Annotated in this window: 3 protein-coding genes; all 3 read right to left on the bottom strand. The window is 63.6% G+C overall.

Going from position 1 to position 2,403, the window contains the following annotated elements; translation table 11 throughout:
* Window positions 1–685 (bottom strand): cytochrome b (locus tag A2J01_RS18180; RefSeq protein WP_231915820.1); only part of this gene is annotated, 685 nt, incomplete at its 3' end.
* A gap of 59 nt (window positions 686–744) precedes the next feature.
* Window positions 745–1,887: a cytochrome bc1 complex Rieske iron-sulfur subunit gene (qcrA, locus tag A2J01_RS18185; RefSeq protein WP_007730058.1), complete on the bottom strand. Its 1,143-nt coding sequence runs from the start codon at window positions 1,885–1,887 to the stop codon at window positions 745–747.
* Window positions 1,884–2,403: cytochrome bc1 complex diheme cytochrome c subunit (gene qcrC, locus A2J01_RS18190; protein WP_082900898.1), on the bottom strand; the 520-nt coding region annotated here is incomplete at its 5' end. The genes qcrC and qcrA, both read right to left, overlap by 4 nt.

A 2,403-nucleotide genomic window follows, 5' to 3' on the forward strand; every position in this document is an offset into this window, starting at 1 on the left:
TACGGCCGGGGCCGGGGAACTGCGTGTGCTTCTGGTACCAGACCAACGCGAGGTGGCCGGCGATCAGAGCCAGGATGATGCCCGGGAACAGCAGCACGTGAGCGACGTAGAGACGCGGGATGATGAGGTCGCCGGGGAAGTCGCCGTCGAAGATCAGCCAGTGCATCCAGGTACCGACGATCGGGATACTCATCGTGATACCACCGAAGGCGGCGCGGAGGCCGGTGCCCGAGAGCAGGTCGTCGGGGATGGTGTAACCGAAGAAGCCTTCGAACATCGCCAGGATGAGCAGCAGGCAGCCGATGACCCAGTTCGCTTCACGTGGGCGACGGAAGGCGCCGGTGAAGAAGATGCGAGCGAGGTGAACGATGATCGACGCCGCGAACATCAGTGCAGCCCAGTGGTGAATCTGGCGAACGAAGAGACCGCCGCGCACCTCGAAGGAGATGTTCAGGGTCGTCTCGTAGGCGCGAGACATCGTGACACCGCGAAGCGGCTGGTATGCGCCCTGGTAGACGACGTGTGCCATCGACGGATCGAAGAACAGCGTCAGGAACACACCGGAGATCAGCAGGATCACGAAGCTGTAGAGCGCGATCTCGCCGAGCATGAAGGACCAGTGCGTCGGGAAGACCTTGTTGATCTGCCGGCGCATGCCTGCGGCGAGGTGGTAGCGGGAGTCCATAGCCTCCGCTTGTCCAGCCGCTGCCGCGCTGATCTTGGACGGTTTGGTTGTTGTTGTGGTCACGGTCGACGCTCCCAAAATGCCGGGCCGAGTGCTTCGATGAAGTCACCGTCGGCGACCAGGAAGCCCTCTTCGTTCACTGTAATAGGCAACTGCGGAAGTGCGCGAGCAGCGGGACCGAAGATCGGCTTGCCGTAGGTCAGTGCGTCGAACTGCGACTGGTGGCAGGGGCACAGAATACGGTTGCTCTGCTGTTCGTAGAGCGAGGTGGGGCAACCCAGGTGGGTGCAGATCTTCGAGTAGGCGAAGTAATCGCCGTAGTTGAAGCTTTCCTGGCCCTTACGCTTGGTGACACGCGCGGTGTCTTCCGTGCGGAGGCGGATGAGCATCACCGAGTTACGAATGCCGCGCAGTGCTGCGAGCAGAGCGTGCTCGTCGCCACGGTCGGACTCGCGGAACGGGAAGACCGTTTCCATCGAACCGGCATCGAGATCTTCCGGGCGAACGAGGACGATGTCCTCGGGACGGCCGGTGTCACGACGCAGGTAGATGGTCTCGCCCGGGTAGTTCGGGGTCCAGCCGGACACCCACAGAGGTGAGTCGTCGCCCTTGGCCCACGGGTTCTTGATGAGTCCGCCGAGGGGCATGACCATCATGACGCCGAGTGCGCCGCCGCCGAACATCAAGCTGCGCTTGATGGCCTTGCGGCGGGGGAGGGTGGACGTCTCGAGGGTGTCGCCGAGCTCGGCGACGATCGTGCGACGATCGACCTCGGTGGAACCACCGTCGTGGCGGTCCTGGATCGAGACCTCTTCGGGGATGAACTTCTTCGTGAACTGAACGGCACCGATGCCGACGCCGAGGATCGCCAGACCCATGGTCAAGCCGATCAGCGGGGTGTACAGGCTGTACTTGCCGTAGTTCTCGTCACCGGCGCCTGCGTACTCCCAGGGCCAGAACAGGTAGATCGCGATGAACGCGATCGCCGAAACGCCGGCGAGGCCGAACCAGAAGGCGACGTTGCGCTCGGCGCGCTTTTCCGCCCTGGTGCCCTTTACCGACCAACGATCACGGCGGTAGACGACATCGACGCCATCGAGATTGGTACCCAGCTTGACCAGGTCGTCGCGTGACATCGCGTCGAGCTCTTCATCTGTGTACTTCTTAGGCGTATCGCCGCCATGCTGGCCAGCGTCGCTCATGACCTTGCTCCGATCCACAATGCTGCACCGACGACAGCGATGATTCCGACGGCCCACATGGCGAGACCCTCAGAGGCCGGACCGAGGCCACCGAGCCCGTACCCACCGGGGTCCTTCGACTCGCCCGACGACTTGACGTAGGCGATGATGTCCTTCTTCTCCTCGATCGTCAGCTGACGATCCGAGAACTTCGGCATGTTCTGGGGACCGGTAACCATGGCAGCGTAGATCTGCTGCTCGCTGGCCGGATCCAGGACCGGGGCGTACTTGCCCGAGGACAGTGCGCCACCGCGGCCGGTGAAGTTGTGGCACGACGCGCAGTTGAGCCGGAAGAGCTCACTGCCGCGTCCGACGTCGCCACCGCGCAGCGAGGACTGGGCGATTTCGCCGTTCTCGTCGCGGATGAGCGTCGGGCCGCCGCCGTTGGCCTGGATGAAAGCGCCGAGGGCGTCGGTCTGCGCAGCATCGAACTTGGGGTCCTTGCGTGCAGCCTGGGCCTCGTTGCGAGCTGCCGGC

Source organism: Rhodococcus sp. EPR-134 (assembly GCF_001647205.1).
GTDB classification, from domain to species: domain Bacteria; phylum Actinomycetota; class Actinomycetes; order Mycobacteriales; family Mycobacteriaceae; genus Rhodococcus_F; species Rhodococcus_F qingshengii.

Excerpts from the sequence above, each read along its gene's own strand:
- qcrA (WP_007730058.1), bottom strand. The coding sequence starts at position 1,887 with ATGAGCGACGCTGGCCAGCATGGCGGCGATACGCCTAAGAAGTACACA.